At 64.1% G+C, this 21,006-nt stretch carries 18 protein-coding genes and 3 tRNA genes; 11 read left to right on the top strand and 10 right to left on the bottom strand.

From position 1 onward, the window contains the following. Nucleotides 1–141 precede the first annotated feature (141 nt). Nucleotides 142–840 (bottom strand): DUF4136 domain-containing protein, encoded by a 699-nt coding sequence (locus AB4Y44_RS18455; RefSeq protein WP_368700471.1) that lies wholly within the window; start codon nt 838–840, stop codon nt 142–144. A gap of 391 nt (nt 841–1,231) precedes the next feature. On the opposite strand from AB4Y44_RS18455, the gene pepN reads away from it, so the two are divergent. The 3 genes from pepN to AB4Y44_RS18470 all read left to right on the top strand — a co-directional run bounded on the left by pepN (nt 1,232) and on the right by AB4Y44_RS18470 (nt 5,345). Next, nucleotides 1,232–3,922 (top strand): aminopeptidase N, encoded by a 2,691-nt coding sequence (pepN, locus tag AB4Y44_RS18460; protein ID WP_368700472.1) that lies wholly within the window; start codon nt 1,232–1,234, stop codon nt 3,920–3,922. 265 nt (nt 3,923–4,187) lie between these two features. Beyond that, nucleotides 4,188–5,204, top strand: coding sequence for a class 1 fructose-bisphosphatase (locus AB4Y44_RS18465; protein WP_368700473.1), 1,017 nt, complete (start codon nt 4,188–4,190; stop codon nt 5,202–5,204). A 65-nt stretch (nt 5,205–5,269) separates the two neighbouring features. Next, nucleotides 5,270–5,345, top strand: a tRNA-Thr gene (locus AB4Y44_RS18470). 130 nt (nt 5,346–5,475) lie between these two features. On the opposite strand, the gene AB4Y44_RS18475 is transcribed toward AB4Y44_RS18470, so the two are convergent. Then, on the bottom strand, nt 5,476–6,429 hold the full coding sequence (locus tag AB4Y44_RS18475; RefSeq protein ID WP_368700474.1) for a LysR family transcriptional regulator: 954 nt from the start codon (nt 6,427–6,429) through the stop codon (nt 5,476–5,478). A gap of 117 nt (nt 6,430–6,546) precedes the next feature. On the opposite strand from AB4Y44_RS18475, the gene AB4Y44_RS18480 reads away from it, so the two are divergent. From AB4Y44_RS18480 to AB4Y44_RS18490, 3 genes are all read left to right on the top strand, one after another. Beyond that, nucleotides 6,547–7,665, top strand: coding sequence for an aldo/keto reductase (locus AB4Y44_RS18480; RefSeq protein ID WP_368700475.1), 1,119 nt, complete (start codon nt 6,547–6,549; stop codon nt 7,663–7,665). Nucleotides 7,666–8,224: 559 nt separating this feature from the next. Continuing rightward, on the top strand, nt 8,225–8,374 hold the full coding sequence (locus tag AB4Y44_RS18485) for a hypothetical protein (RefSeq protein WP_027795377.1): 150 nt from the start codon (nt 8,225–8,227) through the stop codon (nt 8,372–8,374). Between the two features lie 255 nt (nt 8,375–8,629). Then, nucleotides 8,630–9,220 (top strand): chorismate mutase, encoded by a 591-nt coding sequence (locus tag AB4Y44_RS18490; RefSeq protein WP_342924120.1) that lies wholly within the window; start codon nt 8,630–8,632, stop codon nt 9,218–9,220. Between the two features lie 9 nt (nt 9,221–9,229). On the opposite strand, the gene AB4Y44_RS18495 is transcribed toward AB4Y44_RS18490, so the two are convergent. Both AB4Y44_RS18495 and AB4Y44_RS18500 read right to left on the bottom strand, forming a co-directional pair. Beyond that, nucleotides 9,230–10,396: an exonuclease domain-containing protein gene (locus AB4Y44_RS18495; protein ID WP_368700476.1), complete on the bottom strand. Its 1,167-nt coding sequence runs from the start codon at nt 10,394–10,396 to the stop codon at nt 9,230–9,232. Between the two features lie 278 nt (nt 10,397–10,674). After that, nucleotides 10,675–10,878, bottom strand: a complete 204-nt coding sequence (locus AB4Y44_RS18500) for a cold-shock protein (protein WP_028205165.1) — start codon at nt 10,876–10,878, stop codon at nt 10,675–10,677. Nucleotides 10,879–12,053: 1,175 nt separating this feature from the next. On the opposite strand from AB4Y44_RS18500, the gene AB4Y44_RS18505 reads away from it, so the two are divergent. Beyond that, entirely contained in the window at nt 12,054–13,208 is a 1,155-nt protein-coding gene (locus AB4Y44_RS18505) for a porin (RefSeq protein ID WP_368700477.1), read from the top strand. 89 nt (nt 13,209–13,297) lie between these two features. Here AB4Y44_RS18505 and greB read toward each other — a convergent pair whose 3' ends face one another. After that, on the bottom strand, nt 13,298–13,855 hold the full coding sequence (gene greB, locus AB4Y44_RS18510) for a transcription elongation factor GreB (protein ID WP_368700478.1): 558 nt from the start codon (nt 13,853–13,855) through the stop codon (nt 13,298–13,300). A gap of 128 nt (nt 13,856–13,983) precedes the next feature. On the opposite strand from greB, the gene AB4Y44_RS18515 reads away from it, so the two are divergent. Both AB4Y44_RS18515 and AB4Y44_RS18520 read left to right on the top strand, forming a co-directional pair. Beyond that, a tRNA-Arg gene (locus AB4Y44_RS18515) sits at nt 13,984–14,060 on the top strand. A gap of 81 nt (nt 14,061–14,141) precedes the next feature. After that, nucleotides 14,142–14,218 (top strand) — tRNA-Arg (locus AB4Y44_RS18520). A gap of 95 nt (nt 14,219–14,313) precedes the next feature. On the opposite strand, the gene AB4Y44_RS18525 is transcribed toward AB4Y44_RS18520, so the two are convergent. The 5 genes from AB4Y44_RS18525 to AB4Y44_RS18545 form a co-directional block, all read right to left on the bottom strand. Next, a complete protein-coding gene (locus AB4Y44_RS18525; protein WP_368700479.1) occupies nt 14,314–14,796 on the bottom strand; it encodes a phage protein NinX family protein in 483 nt (160 codons plus the stop codon). Nucleotides 14,797–14,946: 150 nt separating this feature from the next. Continuing rightward, nucleotides 14,947–17,313 carry a bifunctional (p)ppGpp synthetase/guanosine-3',5'-bis(diphosphate) 3'-pyrophosphohydrolase gene (locus tag AB4Y44_RS18530; RefSeq protein ID WP_342924115.1) on the bottom strand — a complete coding sequence of 789 codons (2,367 nt, stop codon included), beginning with the start codon at nt 17,311–17,313 and terminating at the stop codon, nt 14,947–14,949. A gap of 92 nt (nt 17,314–17,405) precedes the next feature. After that, nucleotides 17,406–17,609, bottom strand: a complete 204-nt coding sequence (rpoZ, locus tag AB4Y44_RS18535; RefSeq protein ID WP_006400783.1) for a DNA-directed RNA polymerase subunit omega — start codon at nt 17,607–17,609, stop codon at nt 17,406–17,408. A gap of 40 nt (nt 17,610–17,649) precedes the next feature. After that, nucleotides 17,650–18,363 carry a guanylate kinase gene (gmk, locus tag AB4Y44_RS18540; RefSeq protein WP_342924114.1) on the bottom strand — a complete coding sequence of 238 codons (714 nt, stop codon included), beginning with the start codon at nt 18,361–18,363 and terminating at the stop codon, nt 17,650–17,652. A 14-nt stretch (nt 18,364–18,377) separates the two neighbouring features. Further along, nucleotides 18,378–19,316, bottom strand: a complete 939-nt coding sequence (locus tag AB4Y44_RS18545) for a YicC family protein (protein ID WP_069262677.1) — start codon at nt 19,314–19,316, stop codon at nt 18,378–18,380. 303 nt (nt 19,317–19,619) lie between these two features. Here AB4Y44_RS18545 and rph point away from each other — a divergent pair, with 303 nt between their 5' ends. Further along, nucleotides 19,620–20,360, top strand: coding sequence for a ribonuclease PH (gene rph, locus AB4Y44_RS18550; RefSeq protein ID WP_342924113.1), 741 nt, complete (start codon nt 19,620–19,622; stop codon nt 20,358–20,360). Then, nucleotides 20,353–21,000, top strand: coding sequence for an RdgB/HAM1 family non-canonical purine NTP pyrophosphatase (gene rdgB, locus AB4Y44_RS18555; RefSeq protein WP_368700480.1), 648 nt, complete (start codon nt 20,353–20,355; stop codon nt 20,998–21,000). Before rph ends, rdgB begins: the two co-directional genes overlap by 8 nt. Nucleotides 21,001–21,006: the final 6 nt, after the last annotated feature.

Genomic DNA, 21,006 nt, shown 5'->3' on the forward strand with positions numbered 1-21,006 from the left:
TCGCGGCGGTGCTGTTCGCCGTACTCGGCGTGCTCGCGATTCTCGGCGAGGAGTTCTGACGTGCTGTTGCGCATGGCAAAAAAAACGCGCCGGACAGAAGTTCCGACGCGTCGCCTGGTGGGCGGGCAAGGCGAAGCGTGCCTATTTTGCCGGCGCGCTCCCCGTCGCGGCCGTACCGCCCTGCCCCGCACCCGCCGGAACCGCAGCGGTCTCGTTCGGCGCGCCGCCGTTCTTGCCGACCGGGATCTTGACCTCCGTGACCGTGCCGTTGGCCAGCGGGAAATTCCCCAGCGCGCTCTGCACGAGAAAGGGCATCACGCGTACGAGCGAGGGATCGTCGCCCGAAGTGCGCGCCTGCACGTTATAGACCTCCTTGCCGCTCGCCTTTTCCGTGATGCGAATGGCGAGCGCATGCGAATACACGGGATAGCTCTGGTTCACGTAGGCGGGCTGGTACGGTCCCCATGCACCCCACGGGTTCCACGGCCCCCAGTACGGGCCCGGCCAGGGGTTGTAGAACACGGGCTGCGCGACCGTCACCGTGTCGGTGCGGCTGCCGTAGGCGAGGCCCACGAGATAGCGCGCCTGCGGCTCGGCCACGAGGCGGAACGCGTGCATGGCGAGCCCGTTGGCGACGAACTGCTCGTAGGTGCTCTGCTCGATGCTCTGGTTCTGCTCGGGGCTGCGTTTGAATGCGAAGGTACGCGTGGCGTCGCTGGCGCCGTCCCATGCGGAGAAGGCGGTCACCTGGCTCGTCACGTAAGTCGTGCAGCCGGAGAGCGTGAGGGCGAGCGCCGCCAGCATCAGGAGGGCGCGGCGGGTCCATCTGTCGTGCATCATGGTCTTCTCGTAGCAGTATTGCTTCAGTTGGAAAAGTGCAGTCGTGGGGGCCGCTCTCTCCGATACGATCTTTGCGCCGCGCTTATTCCGTGTCCGATCCGTGCGCATTCCACGCCGGTCGTGTCCTGTTTTGCGTTCAGCCAGCCGCGCGGCAGGGCCTGATCATACTGACTCGCGGCGCGGCGCGAAAGTTCGGCGACCGGGCCCCGACGGACAAAGCGGCCCGAGCCTTTGTACAATGGGGCGATCCGCCGCGCTCCCGCGACGGCAGGCAGCGCCCGGCGGGCGCACACGCCGCCGCGGCCGGCCCATTCGATCAACACCGAGCGATCAACACCGAGCGATCCACACCGATCGATCCACCCCGATCCGACACGCCCCTATCCAGACCATGTCCGATACCGCCACGCCCACCGTGATCCGCCGTGAAGACTACGCGCCGCCCGCGTTTCTGATCGATACCGTCGACCTCGAATTCGACCTCGTGCCCGAGCGCACGATCGTCAAGAGCACGTTGCGCGTGCGTCGCAATCCCGACGCGCAACCCACCGCGCATCTCGAACTCATGGGCGAGCAGCTCGAATTCATCGGCGCGGCGATCGACGGCAAGCCTTACGCGAATGTGCGCGCGCACGAACACGGGCTCACGATCGAGAACGTGCCCAAAGCTTTCGAGCTCACGCTCACCGGCGCATGCGCGCCCGCCGCCAACACCACGCTCTCGGGCCTGTACGTGTCGAGCGGCAACTTCTTCACGCAGTGCGAGGCCGAAGGGTTTCGCCGCATCACCTGGTTCCTCGACCGGCCCGACGTGATGGCGACCTACACGGTCACGCTGCGCGCAGACAAAACCGCGTACCCGGTGCTGCTCTCGAACGGCAACCTGATCGCCGAAGGCGAGCTGCCCGATGGCCGTCACTATGCGAAATGGGAAGACCCGTTCCGCAAGCCGAGCTATCTGTTCGCGCTCGTGGCGGGCAAGCTCGTGGCGCTGGAAGAGCGCATCCAGAGCGGCTCGGGCAAGGAAAAGCTGCTGCAGGTCTGGGTCGAGCCGCACGATCTCGACAAGACGCGCCACGCGATGGACTCGCTCATTCACTCGATCCATTGGGACGAGCAGCGCTTTGGCCTCGAACTCGATCTCGACCGCTTCATGATCGTCGCCGTGAGCGACTTCAACATGGGCGCGATGGAGAACAAGGGGCTCAACATCTTCAATACGAAGTACGTGCTCGCGAATCCGGAAACGGCCACCGATGTCGACTTCGCCAACATCGAGGCCGTGGTCGGCCACGAGTACTTCCACAACTGGACCGGCAACCGCGTGACCTGCCGCGACTGGTTCCAGCTGAGCCTGAAGGAAGGCCTCACGGTGTTCCGCGACCAGGAGTTCTCGGCGGCGATGTCGGGCGGCGACGAGAACGAGGCGGCGCGCGCGACCAAACGCATCGAAGACGTGCGCGTGCTGCGCCAGATGCAGTTCGCCGAAGACGCAGGCCCGATGGCACATCCGGTGCGCCCCGAGAGCTACGTCGAGATCAACAACTTCTACACGATGACCGTCTACGAAAAAGGCGCGGAAGTCGTGCGGATGTATCAGACGCTGCTCGGACGCGACGGCTTCCGCAAGGGCATGGACCTGTACTTTCAGCGCCACGACGGCCAGGCCGTGACCTGCAACGACTTCCGCGCCGCGATGGCCGACGCCAACGGCCGCGACCTCGCGCAATTCGAACGCTGGTATAGCCAGGCGGGCACGCCGCGCGTGAGCGTGAGCACGAGCTACGACGAAGGCACGCGCTGCTACAGCGTGACGCTCACGCAGGGCTACGCCAACGGCTCGCCCGCCGCGCGCGAAACGCAAAAGGGCCCGCTGCACATTCCGTTTGCGATCGGCCTGATCGGCGCGGACGGCGCGGACCTGCCGCTGCGCCTCGAAGGCGAAGCCGACGCGCACGGCACGACGCGCGTGCTGGAGCTGACCGACACGCAGCAGACCTTCACGTTCGCCGACGTGATGGCCAAGCCCCTGCCCTCGCTGCTGCGCAACTTCTCGGCGCCGGTCATCGTCGACTACGACTACGGCAACGACGAACTCGCGTTCCTGCTCGCGCACGACAGCGATGCGTTCAATCGCTGGGAAGCGGGCCAGCGCCTCGCCACGCGCGAACTGCTCGCGCTCGCCGGACGCGCCGCCGCGGGCCAGCCGCTCGAAATCAACGACGCGCTCGTCGATGCGTTCCGCCGCGTACTGACCGACGAATCGCTCTCGCCGTCGTTCCGCGAGCTGGCGCTCATGCTGCCTTCGGAGACGTATCTCGCCGAGCAGATGACCGAATCCGATCCGGCCGCCGTGCATGCCGCGCGCCAGTTCGTGCGCAAGCAACTGGCAACGGCGCTGCAAGGCGAATGGCTCGCCGCCTATGAACGCAATGTCACGCCGGGCGCATACGAGCCGACGCCCGAGGCCGCTGGGCACCGCGGGTTGAAGAACCTCGCGCTCTCCTATCTCTCGGAACTCGACGATTCTGCGCAAGCAGTGCGACTCGCCACGGCGCAATACGACGCCGCGAACAACATGACCGACCGTTCGGCGGCGCTCTCGGCGCTGTTGAACGTGCAGGCGGCCACGGGCGGCGACGTCGCGCGCCGCGCGCTCGAAGACTTCTACGCACGCTTCGAGAAGGAACCGCTCGTGATCGACAAGTGGTTCGCGCTGCAAGCCACGCAACGGGGCACGGCGCAACGTCCGACCATCGAGACGGTGCGCGCGCTCATGGGCCACCCGGCGTTCAACATCAAGAATCCGAACCGCGCACGCTCGCTGATCTTCAGCTTCTGCGCCGCGAACCCCGCGCAGTTCCACGCCGCCGACGGCTCGGGCTACGCCTTCTGGGCCGACCAGGTGATCGCGCTCGACGCGCTCAATCCGCAGGTCGCGGCGCGCCTCGCCCGCAATCTCGAACTCTGGCGCCGCTTCACGCCCGCGCTGCGTGACGCGATGCGCACGGCGCTCGAGCGCGTCGCCGCTGAGGCCAAATCGCGCGACGTACGCGAGATCGTCGAAAAAGCGCTGGCTTGATCAGACGAAACCGGACGAAGCGGCACACGCCGCGCGGCGCCTGAGCAGCGCCGCGCGGCGACCCATGAAACCGGCCTGCGCGCCGGTTTTTTTGCGCTTTTTTTCACGATTATTTTGGCGGTGGGAAGCGACCCGGCACCGCGCCCAAAGCCGCGCCAGCCAACCCGGCCGGGCCCCGGCGCTTTATTTTGCGCGGCTGTGCGGCGGGCGGTCACAGTCGAGCGGGTAGAATTGCGAGATCCCTAAGCGTATCCGGAGTACTGCAATGGCTTTGCAACGTCGCACCACCCTCACCAAGTACCTGATCGAGCAGCAGCGCCAGCACAGCAACCTGCCCGCCGACCTGCGTCTCCTGATCGAAGTCGTCGCGCGCGCGTGCAAGGCGATCAGCTTCAACGTCAGCAAGGGCGCGCTCGGTGACGCCCTCGGCACGGCCGGCAGCGAGAACGTCCAGGGCGAAGTGCAGAAGAACCTCGACATCCTCTCGAACGAGATCCTGCTCGACGCCAACGAATGGGGCGGCAACCTCGCCGCGATGGCCTCGGAGGAAATGGAAACGTTCTTCCCGATCCCGGCCAACTATCCGAAGGGCGAATACCTGCTCGTGTTCGATCCGCTCGACGGCTCGTCGAACATCGACGTGAACGTGTCGATCGGCACGATCTTCTCGGTGCTGCGCTGCCCGGACGGCCAGCAGGCGACCGAGGAATCGTTCCTGCAGCCCGGCACGAAGCAGGTCGCCGCAGGCTACGCCGTGTACGGCCCGCAAACGGTGCTCGTGCTCACGACCGGCCACGGCGTGAACTGCTTCACGCTCGACCGCGAACTGGGCTCGTGGGTGCTCACGCAAAACAACATGCGCATTCCGGAAGAGACGCGCGAATACGCGATCAATGCGTCGAACGCACGCCACTGGTACGAGCCGGTGCAGAAGTACATCGGCGAACTGAACGCCGGCAAGGACGGCGAGCGCGGCGAGAACTTCAACATGCGCTGGATTGCCTCGATGGTCGCGGATGTGCACCGCATTCTGAACCGCGGCGGCATCTTCATGTACCCGGCCGACAAGCGCGACCCGTCGAAGCCCGGCAAGCTGCGCCTGATGTACGAAGCGAACCCGATGTCGTTCATCGTCGAACAGGCGGGCGGCATGGCGACCAACGGCGAAGAGCGCATTCTCGACATCCAGCCGAAGAGCCTGCATGAGCGGGTCGCCGTGTTCCTCGGTTCGAAGAACGAGGTCGAGCGCGTCACGCGCTACCACCGTGAAGCGAAAAAATGAAAAAGACGAGGAAAGGGCTTGCATAGTTCGCGGCACTTTCCTATAATCTCTCTTCTCTGATGCACGCCGGAATAGCTCAGACGGTAGAGCAGCGCATTCGTAATGCGAAGGTCGGGGGTTCGATTCCTCTTTCCGGCACCAGGATTCAAGCAAAAAGCCCAGTCTTCGGACTGGGCTTTTTGCTTTGTGGCGTCGGCGCACGGCACTCCATGCGCTGTGCCTGATCCCTTCGATCATCTGATCCCATCGCCCCACCTCGCGTTACGTGAGCTTAGGCGCCCTCACGCTTCTCGCGCAGAAAGTCGATGAACGCACGCAGCTTGGGCGGCAACTGCGCACGCCCGGCCGTATACAAATAGAACCCCGGAAACGATGCACCCCACGGCTCGAGCACCGGCACGAGCCGGCCTCCCTCCAGCTGCGCACGCACGTAGTCTTCGATCACGTGCAGCAGACCCACGCCCTGCTCGGCGGCACGCACCATCGTACGCAGATCGTTGGTCACGAAGCGGCCCTCGGTGACCACATCGAACACGCGCCCAGGATCCCCTGGCTGCGCGAACTCCCAGCGGTAGACGCCGCCCGTCGCGAAGCGATAGTGCAGGCAATCATGCGCGGCGAGGTCGTCTGGGGTGACGGGCCGAGCGCGACGCTCGAAGTATGCAGGCGAGCCCACCACGACGATGCGAATCGGCCCGCCGATCGGCACCGCCACCATGCCCGGCGCAACCGATTCGCCCAGACGGATGCCGGCATCGAAGCCGTCGCCGACCAGATCGGCGAAACCGTCGTCGAGCGCGAGTTCGAGCTTGATCTGCGGATAGCGCGCCATGAATTCCACGAGGTGCGGCATGACGAGCAACTCGCTCGCCACGCGCGGCAGGTTGATGCGCAGCGTGCCGGCCGGGGCGTCGCGCGTGGCGTCGAGCGCATCGAAGGCCGCCTCGATCTGTGAGAGCGCGGGCTGGACGCGCGCGAGAAACTGCGCGCCCGCCTCGGTCAGCGCGACCCGGCGCGTCGTGCGATTGAAGAGCCTCACACCGAGTTGCGCTTCGAGCGCACGCACGGTTTGCGATAACGCCGAAGTCGAGAATCCCGCGGCGGACGCCGCACGCGTGAAGCTGCCATGGCGCGCGACAGCCGCCACCGCCAGCAGCGCGGGCAGGCGTCCCGCCAGTCCCGACGCGGCGGCCGGCGCGAACGGTGGAGTGGAAACCGGGCCCATGATGCCTCCATTGTGAAGCAGGGCTTCACAGTGCTTTCAGTTGAACCCGATTTTTCCACAAAAAGGAATAGCGCAAGATGAGTTCGCGTTCGCCATTCACTGTTTGAGGAAACCGCCATGAAACTCGCTAGCTACACCCTGCTCGGCCGCTCGGGCCTGCGCGTCAGCCCCATCGCCCTCGGCACGATGACGTTCGGCACCGAATGGGGCTGGGGCGCCGACGAAGCCACCGCACAGCGACTCTTCGACCTCTATGTCGATGCAGGCGGCAATTTTATCGACACCGCCGACCTCTATACAGAAGGCACGAGCGAAACCTGGGTGGGGCGCTTCGCGGCGACGCGCGGTCTGCGTGAGCGGCTCGTCATCGCCACCAAGTATTCCTACAACGCGCAAGCGGGCAATCCGAACGCCGGCGGCAACCATCGCAAGAACCTGCTGCGCGCGCTCGACGGCTCGCTCAAGCGCCTCGGGACCGACTACATCGATCTCTATTATCTGCACACGTGGGACCGCATGACGCCCGTCGACGAAGTGATGCGCGCCATGGACGACGCCGTGCGCGCGGGCAAGATCCGCTACGTGGGTCTCTCCGACGTGCCCGCCTGGTACGCGGGCCGCGCGCAGACGCTGGCCGACTGGCGCGGCTTCGAGCCGGTGGCGGCCATGCAGCTCGAATACTCCCTGATCGAACGCAACGTGGAACACGAATTCGCCGATCTCGCGACGCAACTCGGCATGGGGCTCGTGCCGTGGAGTCCGCTCGGCATGGGGGTACTGTCGGGGAAATATCGGCCGTCGCAGGCCAGCGAAGCCGTGAGCGGTGCGGGCCGCTTGCAGACGATGGGGGCAAAGCCGCCGCCCGGCTTCGACAAGCTCTCGGCGCGCAACTTCGCGATCGTCGCCGAGCTCGAGCGGGTCGCGCACGAGGCCAACCGCCCCATGGCCCAGGTGGCGTTGAACTGGCTGTATCAGAAGCGCGGCGTGGCGAGCATCATCGTGGGCGCAACCAAAGCCGCGCAACTCGAAGAGTCGCTGGGCGCGCTCGACTTCACGCTCGCCCCCGAACTGGTCGCGCGTCTCGACGCGGCCTCCGAGCCTGCCCACCCGTTTCCGTACTACATGTTCGCGGACGGCCACCAGTCACGCATTCATGGCCAGGTGGACGTGCGCGCGACGCCCGCGAACCATGCTCAAGTGCAGCGTGTGCCGGCGCCGCCGGAGGCCCAAACGTAACGAATTATCGGAGTGCATCAATACGCCGAGCCCGAATGCGCGGCTATTTATGCACGTTCGATCATTAAATCGCGGCCAAATGACGCACAACAAAGTATTAATCGTCCAATCGCATAGAAACGGTCGCTTACATAGTTTTAATTCTTATTAACGTTTCGACGTCAACGACTAATCATAATTGACCGTTGTAAACGAATGGTGTCTGCACGCTGAAGCTGAAGCCGGAGGGACCGGCCCGCGCTTGCGGCACCGCGCAAGACGAACGCGGCAAGACTGCACGGCCTGCGCGGCGCCCAGAACCGGGGGAAGCGCGATCGAGGCGTTGTGCGACCGCAGCAGACACTGCGCGGGAGAGTTGGGAGAAACGTGGAGCCTGCGCGATTCACGCAGCATGCGGCAGTGCGAAGGACATCTCAACAATTATATTCCCGCGCCGTTAATCATTTGTATCGCTGTGCGAAGAAAGCAACAGGCGTGCGAGAAAAGCACTGTTACCGTAAGCGGGACTAGCGCAGCAGAAGTGCCGAGCCGGATAATCGGCTTACATAGGAGAAAGATCATGGACGCCAAACCGCCAAGGATTCCGACCCCGGACCAAGTCTTCAGCCCGGATCCGGAACCGGTGGCCGTCGAGTTTCTCGGCGATGAATTGCCCGCTCACGTGCGGGCATTTCTCGACGAGCAACGCAAGGCACACGAACAGAAGTGACGGGGAAGAGCACACGTACGCGCTCGCGGGCTCACGCTCGCTGCACACGTTGGTGTGCATAGCGACACGCGTAGTTCGGGGGACGCGCGTGTCATGCCGCGCGCGCAGTTTTGCGCCGTAGCGGTTAGCATTCGGCGCGCTCGAACGTGCGCGTCTCGATGCGGCCATCTCGAATCGACCTCAACACCGTTAGACGCAAGCGCACCATAACCGGCTATGCTGCGGTTTTCCTTGCCGGCGTCTTGCTTCCACTCGATGACTTTGCTGACCCGCGCGAGCGCACGTTGCGCTGCTGCGCTGCTCTTCGCCCTGCCGATCGCATCCGTCCACGCCGACGGTGACGACACCGCCCTGATCAACCTCGTCGCGCTCGTTTCGCAGCGGCTGGCGCTCGCCGAGCCGGTCGCGCACTGGAAATGGCAGCATCACAAGCCGATCACCGATACTCCCCGCGAAGACGCCCTGCTCGCCGACGTGCAGAAGCGCGCCACGGCAGCCGGCGTCGATCCCGCGTTTGCGCGTGCGTTCTTCCGCGATCAGATCGATGCCAGCACGCAAATGCAGAAGTCGTTATTCGACACGTGGCGTGCCTCCCAGGCGCCCAGCGAGCCGGCACCGGATCTCGCCACGGCGACGCGCCCGCAACTCGACAGACTCACCGGACAATTGATCGGCGCGCTTGCACGCGTACAACCGCTGCGCGGCGCGCCAGATTGCCCGGCGCGCGTCGCAAGAACTGTTGCAAACTGGAAGGAGCTGACGCGCTACGACTCCGCGCGCGCGAATGCGATGAATCAGGCGCTGGAGCACGTGTGCGAATCGGGCGGCGTAGGCGGAGTCGCCTAAGCGCGGTTGTTATGCCGCGCTCGTGAGGCCGTCGGCCTCGGAGGGTAGCAGCACCTGCACGCGCAGGCCGCGCTCGAAGTGCGTCTGCAGGATGCGCCAGGTCGCAAGCTCGAACACCCGCTCGGCGCTGCTGTCCACCAGCGCCTCGGCCTCGGCCGTGCTCGGAAAGGCGCCGACATAGCACCAGCGATCGATCAGGTGATAGACGTCGGCGCCATTCGTCGCGTCCTGCTCGAGCACGACCACAGCGCCGCCGAATGGCCAGGGCGCCGCCCCGAGGTCGGCGGGGTCGCGCTTCGACACATGCGGCACGCGATTGAACGAGGGCTTGAGCGTGGCGATCCATTGCGCCTCGACCAGCCGCGCGCCAAGCTCGCCGCCGGTCGCACGCCACTCCACGCGGCGGACCTGTTGCGCCATCCGTTGTTCGCGCGACGAGCGCCGCTCACCCGATAGATGCGCGCGCACACGCTGCCGCACCCGCACGCTGCGCCCCACATAGAGCGGGACATCGTTCTCGCCATAGAACGCATACACGCCGTGGCCTGCCGGCGCCGTATCGATGAGTTCGTCGGTGATGTCGCCGGCCAGAACGTGACGGCGCGTCGTGCGCTCGATCTGCGAGGCCAGCGCCTCCCCGGGCACCAGCGCGGGCAGGCGCTGCCAGAACTGCCAGAGGAGATCGGCATCGGCGAGCGCGCGATGGCGATCCGACGGCACGAGCGCGTGGCGCTCGACCAGCGCGTCGAGCCCGTGGCGCTTCTCGCCCGGAAAAAGCGCTCGTGACAGGCGCACGGTGCACAGCACGTCGGGGTTGAAGGAATAACCGGCACGCTCGAACTCCGCGCGCAGAAAGCCGCGGTCGAAGGCCGCGTTATGCGCGACGAAGAGCTTGCCGGCGAGCCGCCCATGGAGTTCCGCGGCGATCTCGGCGAAGCGCGGCGCGCCGCGCACCATCTGGTCGGTAATACCGGTGAGTTGCTGGATAAAGGGCGGGATAGGCTGACCGGGATCGACGAGGGTGCTCCATCGTGTCACCTGCCCTTGCGCCACCTCCACCACGCCAACTTCGGTAATGCGGTGCTCGCCTACCGAACCGCCGGTCGTCTCGAGGTCCACGAAGACGATGGGAAGGTCGCCGGCGGGCTGTGCGGCGCTCAAGGAGGATTCAAACATGGGAAAACGACAGGGGAAATGGAAAACGGCCCAAGTATGCACCGTTTGGACGCCACGCGCCGACGGTCCCGGCGGTATAAGTGCGACTTTTGGCTTTTAGTGAAGACCCGAAACAGGCAAATCACGGATTCCCAGGGTTTTCCCGATTAATTCCGCGAGTAAAAACATGATCAGTAAATTAGCTAAACATCAATATGTCAAAAATAAAAAAGCCCCGGGGTTTGCCCGGGGCCTGGTGTCGCATGAGCGTTCGCGTAGCGAGCGCTCGCACGCTGTACTTACAGCGGCTGGATGTTCGCGGCCTGCTTGCCCTTCGGGCCGACCTTGACGTCGAACGACACACGCTGGTTCTCCTTCAACGACTTGAAGCCGTCGGCGCGGATTTCCGAGAAGTGCGCGAACAGATCGTCGCCGCCAGCGTCAGACGTGATGAAGCCAAAGCCCTTCGCATCATTGAACCATTTGACGATACCGGTTTCCATGTTTCAGTTTCCCTCGAGATTTTAATGACGCGGGTAATCACCCTCACGCCGTATCCAGCCAATTCCCGCCGTCCCGCTTCAGCGAATTCCACGTTTTGAAATTGCAGCAGAACGAAAATCAGCTTTGCCGTTATACGGGGAACGTCAATCGCCAGTCAAGCGAATTTTTTATAACAGCATTCCCGATTCAGCGATAAAAGCGGTACGCATCAAAAAGCGGCAAGAAAATCATATGCGGACCGAATCGATATATAGCTCTGCGTCATTTTTACCCGATTATCTCGCTCATGTCATTCCTACCGGGAAGTTTTCCCGAACTGTAACAATTAGTGTCAAACGTAAGTGTTTCTCCCGGTTGTTCGAGTAATACATTCAATTCATGATCCATATTGTTAGCGGCATCGGAGGTCATCATGCTGACAGCTCTGCGGCGATGGATTCACTGGCTCGTACAAACGGACGGGATTGCGCCCACGGCTGAAGAAGCCGAAACCTATGGCGCATGGCACGGGGACCACTGGCACAACCTGCTGTGTTCCCCTATGGACGCAAGGCACTACGTAATGGAAGACTGGAGCCTGCAGTCTGAGCCGCCGCAAGCGGGTACCCAATAAGGTACGCGTCGCGCGCGTGGCCCGCACGTGGCCAGATGACAGGCAAAAAAAAAGCGCGGCTGAAAAGGCCGCGCCGACAAAGGTTTGGAGATCTTTTTCGTCAACGAAAAAGTCTGCTTCGGAAAGCAGCGATTGAAGTATAGCCGCACCCACGTCTGACGATTAAGCATGCGGCGCACAATCATCTGTTACGCTGGGCGCAATAATCAGTTGAGACCGCTTTAAGGCGTTTTTCGCAGTCAATTGTTGTAGCGATTGCACAACGCTCGAGCGGTTGACAGTTTCACCCCCTTCCCCGGAAATCCGCTCAAAGCCTTTACCAGCAGGGCTTAAGACGAGCGAGATAATCATTTCCGATAGCGCAATACTTTATTGCGGATTTCGGAATACCCCCTCTTCGAGCACCCTCTCTACACTCTGCCTGTCTGGAAACCGACTCGGACGGATTGTCTCAGACGGATTAATTCGTACCACGCGAACTTGCCTCTCGCTGCGCTTCGCATGGACGGTTTCCCAAACGGGGTTCAACGAAACCCACCTCTGTTCTCGGAGTTTACAAAGATGAAAAAGACTCTCATGGTCGCCGCCCTGACGGGCGTTTTTGCAACGGCTGCACACGCGCAAAGCAGCGTTACGCTGTACGGCCTGATCGACGCCGGCATCACCTACACGAACAACCAGCACGGCCACAGCAACTGGCAAGCCACGAGCGGCACGGTCAACGGCAGCCGCTGGGGCCTGCGTGGCGCTGAAGATCTCGGTGGCGGTCTGAAGGCCATCTTCACGTTGGAAAACGGCTTCAGCATCATGAACGGCACCTCGAAGCAGTCGAGCCGCATGTTCGGCCGTCAAGCTTTCGTGGGTCTCGCAAGCGACCAGTACGGCGCGGTCACCCTCGGTCGTCAGTACGACTCCGTGGTCGACTACCTCGCACCGCTGTCGAACACCGGCACGCAATACGGCGGCACGATCGCTGCACACCCGTTCGATAACGACAACCTGAACAACTCGGTCCGTTTCAACAACACGGTCAAGTACTCCAGCGTCAACTACGCTGGCTTCAAGTTCGGCGGTACGTACTCGTTCTCGAACGGCACCGAGTTCGCGAACAACCGTGCATACAGCTTCGGCGCGTCGTACAACTGGGGCGGCCTGAACGTTGCGGCTGGCTACCTGCAGCTGAACAACGACATGAACAACCCGGCGAACACGATCTCGGGTTCGGGCGCGCAAACCGGCGAATGGACGTTCCTGGCCGGCCGTCAGCGCACGTTCGGCGGCGGCGTGAACTACACGTTCGGCCCGGCAACGGCTGGCTTCGTGTACACGCAGACGAACCTGAGCGGCACGGTGGGCGGCGGCATCTCGGCTGCGCAGTCGGGTACGTCCAACGGCATCGGCTTCGCTGCCAACAGCGCTCGCTTCCAGAACTTCGAAGGCAACATCCGTTACGCTCTGACCCCGGCTCTCAGCCTGGCTGGCGCGTACACGTACACGCGTACGAACTTCGGCGGCGGCGTGAACCCGAACTACAACACGGTCGCACTGCAGTCGGACTACGCACTGTCCAAGCGCACCGACGTCTACCTGCAAGGCGACTGGCAACACGTGTCGTCGAACTCGGCCAACATCGGCCCGTTCCTGAACGGCCTGTCGGGCGCTTCGGCAACGCAAGACCAGGTTGCTGTGACGGTTGGTATGCGTCACCGCTTCTAAGCAGCACGCTGCTGGCCGTCTCGGCCAGCACTGCAGCTGAAAAAGGCACCCTCGGGTGCCTTTTTGTATTTCTGCGACAAGGGGTTCATTCAGGCGTGCGGCGTCGGATATCGCACGTCCAGCACGTCGATCGGCTCCGGCCCAGCCGGCGTGTGCAGCGTGACCTGATCGCCGATCTTCGCCTTCAGGAGCGCCCGCGCGACGGGTGAAACCCAGCTCACGTGACCGAGGTCGAGATCGACCTCGTCGATGCCGACGATCGTGATCGTATGCGCCTCGCCGTCCTCGGTACCGTATTCGACGGTCGCGCCGAAGAACACCTGATCCACGCTCTCCTGCCGGCTGCTGTCCACGACCTCGGCCAGATCCAGTCGCTTCGTGAGGAAGCGGATGCGCCGGTCGATTTCGCGCAGCCGGCGCTTGCCGTAGATGTAGTCGCCGTTCTCGGAACGGTCGCCGTTCGAGGCCGCCCACGAGACGAGCTTGACCACTTCGGGCCGCTCCTCGTCTATCAGGTGCAGCAGCTCGCTGCGCATGCGTTCATAGCCGGCGGGCGTGATGTAGTTCTTCGTGCCGGCGGGAATCTCCGGGAGACCGGCTTCGAGATCGTCGTCGTCGGTCGATTCTTTGACAAAGGCCTTGTTCATGATGGGATCACTGCGTAACGTGTACTGATTGACTCATGACTACCAGCGTACACGAACCTCGTCCCAAGACAAATCACGAAAAGGGCCTTCCCTTTTTTCGAAGCCCTGCTATAATCTCTTTTCTGCGTGCGGCTGTAGCTCAGTTGGATAGAGTACTTGGCTACGAACCAAGGGGTCGTGGGTTCGAATCCTGCCAGCCGCGCCACTCATTCGAAGCGTTTCCCGTCTGTTTGATCCGGGAAAGGTTTCAAGCAGTATAGTGTTGCAAGGAGTATCGTTTTAGCGTGCGGCTGTAGCTCAGTTGGATAGAGTACTTGGCTACGAACCAAGGGGTCGTGGGTTCGAATCCTGCCAGCCGCGCCACCAAATGAAGGGCCTTTCCGAATGGAAAGGCCCTTTGTCTTTTCAGCTGCAGATTGGGTGCTTCAGGTGTCGCGCGAGAAGCGAGAAGCGGCACCCTAGCGCGGCGGCGTGCCGATGTCGCCGATCTGGGCATCGGGGCGCGGCAGATCCTCCACGTCGCCGATCGCACTGGGCTCCGCCACAGGCTCCATACCGATGCCCAGCAACGCCTGGGGCTGCCGCAGCATCTCCCCTACCGTCTTACCGAAGCGGCTCGCGACGAACGCGCGCAGCAGCGCCTCGCGCGTGGTTTCTCCGTAGGCCTCCAAGACTGCGCCCGCCTCCCCCTCGAACTCGGCCACGCAGGAAGCCGGCTCGCCATCGCGCAGCTCGACGCGCCTCGCGCGGTCGAGCACCACACCGGCCGCCTCCCACGAATCGGTGGGCATGAAGCGGCCATCCCACGGACGCCCGCGGTCGTTGCCGCGCACGGCGACCGTCTCGCCACTGTCGGTGAAATAGATTTCGCGCACGAAGTCCGGCAGGCTGCGCGCCACCCAGTAGTCGAGTGCGAGGCCGGTCAGTTCAGCTACGTTCATTGCGAGTCCCTCGTTTCGGTTCGAAGGAAAGTGGCGCCGTGACCGGCAGGCGCGGTCAGGCTGCCGCGAAGGTGCGGCCGATGAGATAACGATAGATTACTGCGCGAGACGCGCTATGGGAGCGCTCCGTGCCACGCGACAGCGTTGCCGTCAATAATCCGCGCGCTCGCGCTCGATGCGCATGCCGCCGTCGTGGCGATGGTGCCCGTCGTCGCTCGAACGCTCGCGCGCGATGCGCATCACGTCCGGATTCGTGCGCACGCGGCGCATGACGTTCGCGAGGTGCACGCGATCGCTCACCTGGATCACGAAACGCAACATGTTCGATTCCTGTGCCAGATCGTCGTCCATCGCGATGTGCACGATGTTGGCGTCCGCCGAGGTAATGTCGGCCGCCACGCGCGCGAACACGCCCTTGGTGTTCTTCACCAGCACCTTGACGGCTACGTCGAACAGGCGCCCCGGCTGCGGTGCCCACGCCACGTCGATCCAGCGGCCCGGGTCGCGCCGGTGGATGCGCTGCGCCACGCGGCAGTCGGTCGTATGGATCGCCATGCCAAGGCCGATGCCGATGTAGCCCATGATGTCGTCGCCGGGAATCGGGCGGCAACAAGCCGAAAGCTGCACCGACATGCCCTCGGTGCCCGTGATGACGACAGGCGGCGCCGGCGGCGCATTCGGGTCGCGCGGCGGATGGTGATGCTCGGCGTCGTCGGCGTCCTGGCCGCTCATCAGCACTTCGATGCGCTTGGCCATGACCGCCGCCACGCGCCGGCCAAGACCGATATCGGCGAAGATTTCCTGGCGGTTCTTGTTGCCGGTCCACAGGACCAGCTTCTCCCATACTTCCGGCGTGACTTCCGCAAGCTGGTAGCCGTAGCCTTTGAGCGCCTGATCGACGAGCCGCTCGCCCAACTGCACCGACTCTGTGAGACGCATCGTCTTCAGGTAGTGCCGGATCGCCGAGCGCGCCTTGCCGGTGCGCACGAAACCGAGCCACGCCGGATTCGGCTTGGAGTACGGCGCCGTGATCACCTCGACGATGTCGCCGCTCTTCAGTTCCGTACGCAGCGGCAGCAGCTCGTTGTTGATCTTCACGGCCACGCACTGGTTGCCGAGGTCGCTGTGGATCGAATAAGCGAAGTCGAGCGCGGTGGCGCCGCGCGGCAGCGCCATGATCCTGGACTTCGGCGTGAAGACGTAGACGGCGTCCGGGAACAGGTCGATCTTGACGTGTTCGAGGAACTCGCTCGAGTCGCCCACCTCGCTCTGGATGTCGAGCAGCGACTTGAGCCACTGGTGCGCGCGCTTTTGCACGTCGTTGAGATCCGCGCCGCCGTTCTTGTAGAGCCAGTGCGCGGCTACGCCGGCTTCGGCGATCTCGTGCATCTTGCGCGTGCGCACCTGGAATTCGATCGGCGCGCCGAACGGGCCCACGAGCGTGGTGTGCAGGGACTGATAGCCGTTCACCTTGGGAATGGCGATGTAGTCCTTGAACTTGCCCGGAACCGGCTTGTAGAGCGCATGGAGCGCGCCGATACAGGTGTAGCACTCGAGCGCCGACTCGACCACCACGCGAAAACCGTACACGTCGAGCACCTGCGAGAACGACAGCTGCTTGTCGCGCATCTTCTTGTAGATGCTGAAGATGGTCTTCTCGCGGCCGGTGACTTCGGCGTCGAGCTTCGCGTCGGCAATCGCGCGCTGCACCGCTTCCAGAATCTTGCTCACCACTTCGCGGCGATTGCCGCGCGCGGCCTTCACCGCCTTTTCGAGCGTGGCGTAGCGATTCGGATTGAAGTTCGCGAAGCTCAGGTCCTGCAGCTCGCGATAGGTGTTGTTCAGGCCGAGACGGTGCGCGATGGGCGCGTAGATGTCGATGGTCTCGCGCGCCACGCGGCGGCGCTTTTCGGGCGGCACCGCGCCGAGCGTGCGCATGTTGTGCAGCCGGTCGGCGAGCTTCACCAGAATCACGCGCACGTCGCGCGCCATCGCGAGGAGCATCTTGCGGAAGTTCTCCGCCTGCGCTTCCTCGCGGTTGCGAAACTCCATCTTGTCGAGTTTCGACAGGCCATCGACCAGTTCCGCGACTTTCGCGCCGAAGCGCTCGGCGAGTTCCGCCTTGGTCACGCCCTGGTCTTCCATCACGTCGTGCAGGAGCGCGGCCATGATGGACTGCGCGTCGAGCTTCCAGCCGGCGCAGATTTCAGCGACGGCGACGGGATGGGTGATATAGGGTTCGCCGCTCTGGCGATATTGCCCGAGGTGGGCTTCATCGCTGAAGTGGAACGCCGCCTTGACCTCCTTGATTTCCTCGGGAGTGAGGTAACCGGAGAGCGCGGCAGTCAGATTGGCGATGGAGACGACCCCGTGCTTGCGGGGCTGCTCCGGCGTCGCGGTCGGACCGAACAGATGGCGAAACGACTGTTCGAGGACCGCGTCGATGTAATTGCGCGCAGGGCTCGCAGTCTCGGCTTCCTGGTCCACCTCGGTGGCCGGCGAGGGCGTGATGCTCATGTTCCCCTCCGTATCAGGTTTGGCGTTGACGGTTAAAGCGGCTGCGGCGCTACAAAACTACATGGCGACCGACAATGCCTCGGAACGCGCCCTTAGACGGGCACCTTCTTCAGCATTTCGAGGCCGACCTGGCCAGCCGCGATCTCGCGCAGCGCGACAACAGTTGGCTTGTCGCGGCTTTCGATCTTGGGCGTGTGACCTTGTGCGAGCTGGCGGGCGCGATACGTCGCGGCGAGCGCCAGTTCGAAGCGGTTCGGAATCTGTTTCAGACAATCTTCGACGGTGATGCGGGCCATGTCGGGTTCCTTCTCATTCTCAGCAGGTTCTTATTCTACCTTATGTGCCCGACGCGCCGGGCTGCGGGTGGTGGATACCGAGCTGCACGAAGAGCTCGGTATGCCGCGCGTATTGCGAAGCGAAGCGCAGGCGCGTGGCGCTCACGATATTGCGCAGCTCCTGCAACGCGCGTTCGAAGTTCTCGTTGATCACGACATACTCCGATTCGCTCGCATGCGCGATCTCGCTGCCCGCTGCGAGCAGGCGTCGCGTGATGACGTTCGGCTCGTCTTCGCCGCGCTTTTTCAGGCGGTCGGCGAGCGCTTCGAGCGAAGGCGGCAGGATGAAGATTTCCACCGCATTGCGGAACTGCTTCTTCACTTGCTGCGCGCCCTGCCAGTCGATTTCGAGCAGGACGTCATGGCCGATTTTCATCTGGTCTTCGATCCACACGCGCGACGTGGCGTAGTAGTTGCCATGCACTTCCGCGCTCTCGAGAAACTCGCCCGCGGCGTGGCGCGTGAGGAAGTCGTCGACGGTCGTGAAGTGATAGTGCTCGCCGTCGCGCTCCTTCGAACGCGGCGCGCGCGTCGTGTACGAAACCGACAGGCGGATCGCGCTGTCTTCAGCGAGCAGCGCGTTCACGAGCGTCGACTTGCCCGCCCCCGAAGGCGCCACCACCATGAAGAGGTTGCCGGGGTACATGCCCGCGTACGGATTGCGCTTCTTGTCCTGCTTCGCGTCCGCTTTGGGGGCGCTGCTTTGGTCGGTCATGTTCGTTGCTTCCTTCATTCGAGATTCTGAACCTGCTCGCGCATCTGCTCGATGAGCAGCTTGAGCGTCATCGAGGCGTCGGCGAGTTCCTTCGCCGCCGCCTTCGAGCCGAGCGTGTTCGCTTCGCGGTTGAGCTCCTGCATCATGAAGTCGAGACGCTTGCCGACGCGGCCGCCCTTCTCGATCACGTGACGCGTTTCGTTCAGATGCGCCGTGAGGCGCGAGAGCTCTTCGGCGATGTCGATGCGAATGCCATACATCGTCACTTCCTGGCGAATGCGCTCGGCGATTTCTTCGCGCGAGATGTTGCCGATGCTGCCGCCGTTGCCATTGCTGTCCGGCGCGGCGATGCCGAGCGCTTCCTGCAGACGCTCGACGATCTTCTGCTGGTGCTTCGCGATCAGCTCCGGCACGAGCGGCGTGATGCGCGCGACGATCGCTTCCATCTCGGTCACGTTCGCGAGCAGCATGTTGGCGAGCTGCGCACCCTCGCGAGCGCGCACTTCGATCAGATCGGCGATGGCCTGCTTGCCGCAGCCGAGCACCGCGTCGCGCAGCACCTCGGGCGCCACGCCGCTTTCCGCCAGCACGCCGGGCCAGCGCAGGATCTCGCCCGTGCGCAGACGGCCCGACTCGGGAAACGCTTCGAGCACGGCGCGCTCGAGCCCGGCGAGCTGATCGAGCGCGTCGCGGTTGAGCGCGCCCGCGTTGGCGCCCTGCTCGCTCTTCTGGATGTTGATGCGGATGTCGACCTTGCCGCGCGAGAGCTTCGTCATCAGCATTTCGCGCAGCGTGGGCTCGCACACGCGCACGTCTTCGGGCATGCGGAAGTTCAGGTCGAGAAAGCGCGAATTCACCGTGCGCAATTCGACGGAGACACTCGCGCCGCCCGTGCCCGAAGCCGCAGCAAGCTCGCGCGTGGCGCTGGCATAGCCGGTCATGCTGTAAATCATGGTTCGTCTCGCGAAGAAAGCCGTGGCGTCGCGCGCTGGGCGCGCGGGTCACGGCGGGGAAATCGAGGCGCCCGGCGTGTTGTCGCGAATGGACGAAAAGCGCGGGGCGGAGAAACCGCATTATCCCATTTTTGAGGGCGCGCCTTCGCAAGTGCGGGCTGCATGCCGCTGCCGGCCGGGGCCGCCCGCTTTCCGCCCGTCCGTCGCCGTCCCGCCGCCTTCCGGCCGCGCCCGTCGCGTCGCGCGCGGAGGCGGTAAAATCATAGTTTCCCCTTCCCTCTCGTGCCCTCGCGCACCTTCACGATGACCCAATCCATCCAGCGCCCCTCCGGCCGCGCCGCCGACCAGCTTCGCGAAGTCCGCATCACCCGCAACTACACGAAGTACGCCGAAGGATCGGTCCTCGTCGAGTTCGGCGACACCAAGGTGCTGTGCACCGCGAGCGTGTCCGAAAGCGTGCCGCCGTTCCTGCGCGACAAGGGCCAGGGCTGGCTCACCGCCGAATACGGCATGCTGCCGCGCGCCACGCACACGCGCAGCGACCGCGAAGCCGCGCGCGGCAAGCAAACGGGCCGCACGCAGGAAATCCAGCGCCTGATCGGCCGCGCGATGCGCGCCGTGTTCGATCTCGAGGCGCTCGGTGCGCGCACCATCAACCTCGATTGCGACGTCCTGCAAGCTGATGGCGGCACGCGCACGGCGAGCATCACGGGCGCGTTCGTGGCGGCCCACGACGCCGTCTCGAAGCTGCTGGCCACGGGCCGCATCGAACGCTCGCCGATCACCGACTACGTGGCCGCGATTTCGGTCGGCGTGTACGAAGGCGTGCCCGTGCTCGACCTCGACTACGACGAAGACTCGCAGTGCGACACCGACATGAACATCGTCATGACGGGCTCGGGCGGCATGGTCGAAGTCCAGGGCACGGCTGAAGGCGCGCCGTTCTCGCGTGAAGAACTGAATGCGCTGCTCGATCTGGCACAAAGCGGCATCCGCTCGCTGATCGAGAAGCAGAAGGCGGCGCTGGAGATTTCGCATGGCTGATCTGCAGCCGGATTCGACGGTTAAAAGCGCAGCTCGCGCGCTCTCGCGCGTCGTGCTCGCCTCGAACAACGCAGGCAAGCTGCGCGAGTTCGCGGCGCTGCTCGGCGCGGCCGGCATCGAGCTCGTGCCGCAAGGCGCGCTCAACGTGCCCGAGGCCGAGGAGCCGCATCCCACCTTCGTGGAGAACGCGCTCGCCAAGGCGCGCCACGCGGCGAAGCTCACGGGCCTGCCCGCGCTCGCCGACGACTCGGGCCTGTGCGTGCGTGCGCTACGCGGCGCGCCGGGCGTGTATTCGGCGCGTTACGCGCAGCTCGCGGGCGGCGAGAAGAGCGACGCGGCGAACAACGCGCTGCTCGTCGCGAACCTGAAAGATCACGCGGATCGCCGCGGCTACTACTACTGCGTGCTCGCGCTCGTGCGCCATGCCGACGACCCCGAGCCGCTCATCGCCGAAGGCCGCTGGCACGGCGTGGTGCTCGACGCGCCTCGCGGCGACAACGGCTTCGGCTACGACCCTTACTTCTACGTTCCGGAGCTCGAGGCCACGGCCGCCGAGCTCGATCCGGCGCTCAAGAACGCGTCGAGCCATCGCGCCATCGCGCTGCGCCAACTGCTCGCGCGACTCCGGGAGGAAACGTGAGCCAGC

This window comes from Paraburkholderia sp. BR10937, from assembly GCF_040965695.1.
Lineage (GTDB): Bacteria > Pseudomonadota > Gammaproteobacteria > Burkholderiales > Burkholderiaceae > Paraburkholderia.